Annotated in this window: 6 protein-coding genes; 1 reads left to right on the top strand and 5 read right to left on the bottom strand. The window is 37.5% G+C overall.

The genetic code is table 11. From position 1 onward, the window contains the following. Window positions 1–41 precede the first annotated feature (41 nt). The 4 genes from V7266_RS04370 to V7266_RS04385 all read right to left on the bottom strand — a co-directional run bounded on the left by V7266_RS04370 (window position 42) and on the right by V7266_RS04385 (window position 3,886). A complete protein-coding gene (locus V7266_RS04370; RefSeq protein ID WP_335466129.1) occupies window positions 42–746 on the bottom strand; it encodes a glycosyltransferase family 2 protein in 705 nt (234 codons plus the stop codon). Window positions 747–751: 5 nt separating this feature from the next. Beyond that, entirely contained in the window at window positions 752–1,597 is an 846-nt protein-coding gene (locus V7266_RS04375) for a glycosyltransferase (protein WP_335466130.1), read from the bottom strand. Beyond that, complete coding sequence (locus V7266_RS04380) at window positions 1,594–2,958, bottom strand: hypothetical protein (protein WP_335466132.1); 1,365 nt, start codon at window positions 2,956–2,958, stop codon at window positions 1,594–1,596. Before V7266_RS04380 ends, V7266_RS04375 begins: the two co-directional genes overlap by 4 nt. A gap of 142 nt (window positions 2,959–3,100) precedes the next feature. Continuing rightward, window positions 3,101–3,886 carry a glycosyltransferase family 2 protein gene (locus V7266_RS04385; RefSeq protein ID WP_335466134.1) on the bottom strand — a complete coding sequence of 262 codons (786 nt, stop codon included), beginning with the start codon at window positions 3,884–3,886 and terminating at the stop codon, window positions 3,101–3,103. A gap of 275 nt (window positions 3,887–4,161) precedes the next feature. On the opposite strand from V7266_RS04385, the gene V7266_RS04390 reads away from it, so the two are divergent. Continuing rightward, on the top strand, window positions 4,162–5,160 hold the full coding sequence (locus V7266_RS04390; RefSeq protein ID WP_335466136.1) for an LCP family glycopolymer transferase: 999 nt from the start codon (window positions 4,162–4,164) through the stop codon (window positions 5,158–5,160). Between the two features lie 53 nt (window positions 5,161–5,213). Here V7266_RS04390 and V7266_RS04395 read toward each other — a convergent pair. Then, a partial coding sequence (locus V7266_RS04395; RefSeq protein ID WP_335466138.1) for an Ig-like domain-containing protein occupies window positions 5,214–7,124 on the bottom strand: 1,911 nt, incomplete at its 5' end.

The following is a 7,124-nucleotide window of genomic DNA, read 5'->3' on the forward strand; positions in this document are numbered from 1 at the left end:
GAGCCCCTAGGCGCTGAAGCTGGACAATTCTCGAAGTCATTTTAACGTCGGTAACCAGCAATGGCTGATAGGGTACGTAAACGGCCTTTTAACTGTGTCATAAGCGGCCTTTTCTTCATCCCGGTTACATTGCCGCCGTGACGGACATATTTGACGAGCGGAGTATCGAGAAAAACGATTTTCTTCTTTTTTAACATACAGACAAGTGCAATCCATTGATCATGCATTTCAATTTCTTTAGGAAATGGGAGAATGAAGGAAACTAGTTCTTTTTTAAAAGCCATAAATGCCCCGGTATAGGCGTTTTTTAAAATATTCCCAAAAATTCCTTGGTTTATGTTGTTACGATTAAAATCATTCCATGATGGATTGATGATCTGTAAACTCCCATCCACAACATAGGCATCGTGCAGAACCAGGTCAGCATCTTGTTCCTCAAACGCCGCTAAAACACTTGTTACTTTATTGTCTTCCCACACATCATCTTGGTCACATAGAAAAAGGATATCTCCCTTTGCCAAAGATATCGCCTTTTCAAAGCTTTTAATAGGACCTAAATTGCTTTCATTCACATAAACCTGAACTCGGTCACCAAAGTGATCTTTGATTACCTGAACCGTTTTGTCCTTAGAACCATCATCAACAACAATCACTTCATCGTGTAGATTTAACTGCTTTAGGACGCTGTCTAGCTGCCTGATGACAAACTTTTCACCATTATAGGTCGCCATACAAACCGATAACATATAAATTAACTCCTTTTCCTAGTCAAGAGCCTGCTTAACGTATACATGGCAATTTTTTTATTTTTTACCAGTAATACTTGTTTCATAAATCTCATCACCAGCTGTTTTCGATAGGAGGGATAAAGGTCCTTTTTATAATTTCTATAAAAATTGATTTCTGAGTCCAAAATACTTTGATATCGGCCTAACGAAACCTGGCTATAGTCCATCACAGATAATTCATGTTCAAGGACCACATTTAATACCCAGACCTTATGATGCTTCGCAAAAATTTCATGGAATAGCCAATGATCGAGATAGTCCAATCGGAAATCTCCATTAAATCCGCCAAGCTGCTTTAAAAATTCCACCCTAATGAGAGAACCTGAGTTAATCGCCATGACCGGTTCACTTTGAAGCCCTGCTGGCGGCTGTTCCCCTTTTAATGGTCGGAGATAACGACTATAAACAGGGGAGATCATCATTCCATTACTTGTGATCTTTGGTACTACTGCAGCAACATGACCATCTAACACCGGCAAGTTACTAATTTCTTGAACATACTCACTCGTTAATTGGGTGTCGTGGTCTAATAGAAGCAGCCAGTCACTGCCGTTTTTAGTGGCCATTGATAGGGCAAAATTGTAAGCAGCCGCAATTCCTAAATTACGAGGGTCATGAAAATACTGAATGGATACCTCTTCGCTATCAAAAGAAGTTTCTATCTGCTTTTCTGGACTATTGTCGTAAATAATTAAATCTAGTTCGTGTGAAAAATCCTTTTTTGAAAATAAAGTCTCTCTTAACGTTTGGTAGGTTTTGCTATCTTCAACAGCTTGTTTATAGAGAACCATGACAGCCGTTAATTTCATTCGATTACCTCATTTATACTTGAGCTCTTTTTTTGCTGTGAAACGATTAAAAGAATAAGGAGAAAACTAATTCCAATTGGATTGTTGATAAACGGATTAATATTTGTTAATAAAAGAACACCCATAAAGGCCGACAATAATGAAATTTCAAGGCTGGATAATTTATGCCCTTTCTTATAAGCACTATAGTAATTAAAATAAACAATGAAAAATAAGAACACCCAGATACCAAGCCCAATTAATCCTTGTTCTACTAAGATATCAAGGAAACTCATTTCTAACCCAGTAATCCTTCCTGCTACTTCTGTTCCATAGCCTGACCCGAAAACAAGGTTGACAGGATGAACTAATATGTCTTTAGAAGCAATAATAAATTCAAGCCGATTATTAACACTTATATCATTAACTTGAGGCTCCTGTTCCTCTGCCGCTTGATTTGGCTCCACATTTGGCTGCACATTTGCTGCAGGAGGCTTAACCACTTCAAAACGTTCAAGCGTCATATATTTATACAAAAAGGGAACAGCCACTACCACAAGAATTAGAATGGTGAATTTTTTAATAAATTGCTTATGATGAACAAGTTTTTGAAGCTTGCTTACTAACCCCTTAATTGGATCAACAAGGACTTTTACATCCAACACAATAATCATAAATACACTTAACATAAAGGCTAATAAAAAACCTCTTGTTTCAGACCATAGAACCGAAACAGAGCCAAAAATCACAAGTGCGATGCTAAGCTTGCTTTTACTTTTATTGAATAGGTCATTTAAGGCAATCACCAATCCAATTAACACAAAAAAGTGACTTTTATAAAAAACACTATTACTTGGTCTGAAAAATAAATCCCCAGTAAATACTCTATTTAAAAAGTCATAATAGGGTTTAAAATGAGTGCCGACAAAAACGGTCTTTCCTAGCAGCGAAATAATAATAGTAAAAAGGGCTACAGCTAATGCTGAATATTTTAGTAGCGTGATGATCCGCTGAACGGAGAATCGTTCCTTTGAAATATAATAAGCCAATGGAAAATAGACCACAAAATAAGATACTCTGAAAAAGTCGGTAACAATCATTCCTAATGGATGTCCATTTAAAACACCAATGATAGAACTAACCACAAACCATGCAAGCAATAAATAGACTCCGATCGTCACCGGATTGAATCGTAGAAATGTATTGATTTCTTTATTTAAATACGCTTTGTCTTTGATAATGCGAACGATGAACACTACGATCAGAAGTAAGAACAAGACTTGACGAATCGATAAAACTCCAAAATCGATTAGTCTTCCTCCTCCACCTACAAATACTTCAATAAAAAAAATCGTCAACAAAATTTTTTCAAACTTGTTCATGAAAATTACCCTCTCCTACTACCTCGAGCCAAAATATTCGGCCGAGAGTGCTGGCATTTTTTTTATTTTTATCTAAATCTCTTTGATATATCTCTATACTTAAACTTAAAAATTTTTCCAATCTATACGTATTCAGGTAGTATTAAAACAATCGCCATCCCCATTTGTTGAAATACTTATACATAGACTGCATAAAAATTTTAAACAATTTTTTATTCTTATGGGCTCCTCTTTCATAATAATGGACCACTTGTGAAAAAGGAGTATACACAATCCTTCTATTCCGTTTTCTTAGTTCAAGGCAGAGGTCGTAATCTTCAAAGTACATAAAGTAACGCTCATCAAAGCCGCCTACCTCTTTAAAATCCTTACCTCTTAATAACATAAAGCAGCCGGAACCAATTCGGATGTCTACATCCCGGTCATTCGGGATGTCTCTAAGTTCATAGGACGCTAGTCGTTTAGAAAACATTTTCTTCACAGATTGAAATGGGACAAAGCGGAGCGCATAATCAAAAACAGACACACGATCCCGCATTAGATGCTGTATACTTCCATCTGGGTTCAGTACTTTTGGTACTAATAAAGCAATAGATGAGTCCTTTTCCATCATATCTATCATTTTTAGTAAATCGTCTCTGACCAAAACGATATCTGGATTAAAGACTAAAAAATAGGTTTCCTCCGCATGCAGCAGATTGTAGTTATGACCAAAGCCAAAGCCGTTGTTTTCATGGTAGAAGGTAATCTCAGCAAAGTCCATATACTCACGCAGATGCTCTTTGTAGTCCTCATTTGAGTTATTATCAAAAATCACAAAGCGGAAATTTTCATCATGCCTAAATTCTTTCTTTAAATTATCTAAAACGTCGAAGATATGTTTGCTATTATAGGTCACAATACTGATTGCAACTTTTGCATTAGACACTGGTTTCACACACTTTCATTTCATAATTTTTATGTCTAGGCTAAACACTTGTACAACAATCTATTCTAATTGGTTTCAAAGGTAAAACAATGCAAGAAATGACAAATTCCCTTTACCTTAAACTTAACCAAGTGTAAATTATAGCATCATTATCGCGAAACTTGTACTTTTATGGTGGATTTTTTTGTTTCTGGTTGAACTTATACCCGTTCAATATTATAATATCCCTTAGTATTTCTTTTTACATCTATACCTTTAAGAAGGGAATTATATAAATGAATAGAACTAGATCTACCCTAAAGGGAAAGAGAAGGAAAGTAAAATGGTTCCGTGTAACAATGTTTTTCCTTGTCATTCTTATCGCTGGTGGCGCTATTTATGGCTACAGTGTTTACCATAATGTAGCCAAAGCAGTGAGTAAAATGACATCTCCACTTTCAAGGGAAGTTTCTGCAAAACGAGAAACAAAGGTTGAATTTAATAATTCTGATCCTATTTCCATCTTAATGGTTGGAGTTGACGAACGAAAAGGTGACAGTGGACGTACAGATTCAATGATTGTGGTGACGATTAATCCTAAGAAAAAATCTACTAAACTGTTAAGTATTCCACGGGACACCAGAACATTGTTAGTCAATAATAATGGGAAGTCAACTAAAAAGCGCGTCACAAAGATTAATGCTGCTTATGCCTATGGCGGAATTGAAGAAACAATTGATACGGTTGAGAATTTCTTAAATATTCCGATTGACTATTATATTAAAGTAAATATGGAAAGCTTTAAAGATATTGTCGATGCAGTCGGCGGTATTGATGTTAACAATAAATATGCCTTCGAATTAGATGGTGTTTCGCTTGAAACAGGAAAACAGCATTTAAATGGGATCGAGGCTCTTGAATATGCCCGGATGAGACATCAGGACCCATTAGGTGACTTCGGACGCCAACAGCGGCAGCGAGAAGTGATTTCGAAAATTGTGGCAAAAGGAAAATCGTTTTCAACCCTTACGAAATACGATGACATCTTAAATGCACTTGAAAAGAATATTAAAACGAATCTCACGCTCGAAGACATGATTGGCATTCAATCAACTTATAAGCCTGCAGCTGAGAAAATGGATAGTATTCAAATGGACGGCGAAGGAACGACCATTGACGGTATTTGGTACTACTTAGTTGATGATGAAACAAGACAAGAAATTTCAGATCAATTGCGCGAACACCTTGGTTTAGCAAAAGAAACAGTAGAGAGTCTCGACTCATACTCCTATTAATTGTAATAAAAAAATCCTTTAGGTTCATAACCTAAAGGATTTTTTCATAGATTTTAGTGAGTGATTTGAGATATATAATCTCCTGAAACCCAGCCGGTCGTTGTCGAATTTGGTAGATATACATTATACCAGCCATCTTGTGAAACTACGTCTCCGTTCGTGTTGGTCACTGCTCTTAGAAACGTATCATGATCTACATAGGTTAATGTTGCCGCACTTGTAGAAGCACTGCTCCGAACTCGTAAGTTATCAACATCACTGTCGGCTTGAAGCAAATTACCGATCGTTACATTTTGGCCATTCAACCAGCCATTCTGACCATTGACAGTCACTCGATACCAGCGGTAACCATTATAATCGGTGCTAGTTGGATCATAATAAACATCGGTATTATATCCTTCCATACTAACAACCGTGTTGAAGTTAAGTGTGCCGGTAATCGTTGAGGTCGAAAGATATGGCAATGACCTTAAATTTACTGATGACATATTCACTTTAGCCACGATTCCGCTAGGGAAGTTAATGATTGTATCTGTTGGGTATGATTGCCCATCAGGAATATCCCTTCCATATGACGGCGGAGCACTTGCTGATACATTGAGCTCAGGCAAATTCCAATAATAAGAAGAGTCATATGATTTCATACTTTCCATCAGGTTGGCAATCCCATTTTTCCAATTTTGATCTGTAGCGTATCTGACATTCATCCCCGTCAACGTCGGACCATAACCTGCATCGTAGTAGGCTCCAGATTCCTCTAGATAATCATGTCTTACCTGATAAGCTACTTTATTAATGCTATCTTGTACCGTAGGGAAATAATAACCACACGTAAACGGACAGACATCATAGGCGCCATAACCATATAGGTTATGTTTATAGGTTATTAAATCTGATCCGCCCCAGCCTGTTTCCCAAATCGTATGTGCCAATAAATATAGTGCATTGACACCATACTTATTCTGAGCATTAATGAAACTTTGGGCATAATTTTTGAGTGGACTAGTTGGATTTTTCCTTTCAAAGAAAGCCACAATCTCACTCGCCGTAATGTTAGAAGGTTTTTTTAAGTTTAAGATGGTATAAAGATTTCCATTCCCCACGGTAATCTGGACAGTAAGTGTACTGGTTTCCCCATTAACCCCAGTTTCTTTTACCGCGAGCGTATGTTCTCCATCCTTTAACTGCAGCGTATTGAGTGTATATTGATAACCTGAGTTAGCATTTTTATATTCCGGATAGGCAGTTTGAACATCAGTCCGTACTAACCCGTAATCGGCTTCACCCATTAAGTTTCCGTCCACAAATACCTCAATCGTTTTTACTCCGCTTCCATCTAAGAACCAACCACGGACTAAACTATTTCCTTTCTGTACAGTCCCACTCACTGGCGAGTCTAGAGACCCTTTAGCAGGCAGTCCTTGGATGTAAAATTGACTCTTTAACTCTGTCTGCAGCCCATTTTTCCCCGTTTCTCTTACTGTGAGCGTATGTTGGCCGGCGGTAAAGTTCACTGGATTAAGGGTATATTGAAATCCAGCATTGGCGTTTTGATAGGCGGGATAGGAATTAGCGATATCCGTACGGGCAACTCCATACTGTGCTTGACCGATTATTTTCCCGTCTACTAATACTTCCACTTTACTTACGCCGCTTCCATCTAAAAACCAACCGCTGATTAGTGTATTCCCCTTGATGGTCACACCGTTCTTTGGTGATTCAATAGCTCCTTTTACGGGTAAGTTAAGGACATTGATTAGAGATTTAAGCTCCTTTGTTGCGCCACTCTTTCCAGTCTCTTTAACGGTTAGAGTGTGTTGGCCGTTTGTTAAATTAACAGTGTTTAGAGTATACTGATATCCAGCATTAGCGTTTTTATAGGCAGGATAGGCTTTTGATACATCTGTACGTGATAATCCATACTGTGCCTGACCAACGATTTTTCCATCCACCAATACTTCAAC

Source organism: Neobacillus drentensis (assembly GCF_036965645.1).
Classification (GTDB): Bacteria; Bacillota; Bacilli; order Bacillales; family Cytobacillaceae; genus Neobacillus; species Neobacillus drentensis_D.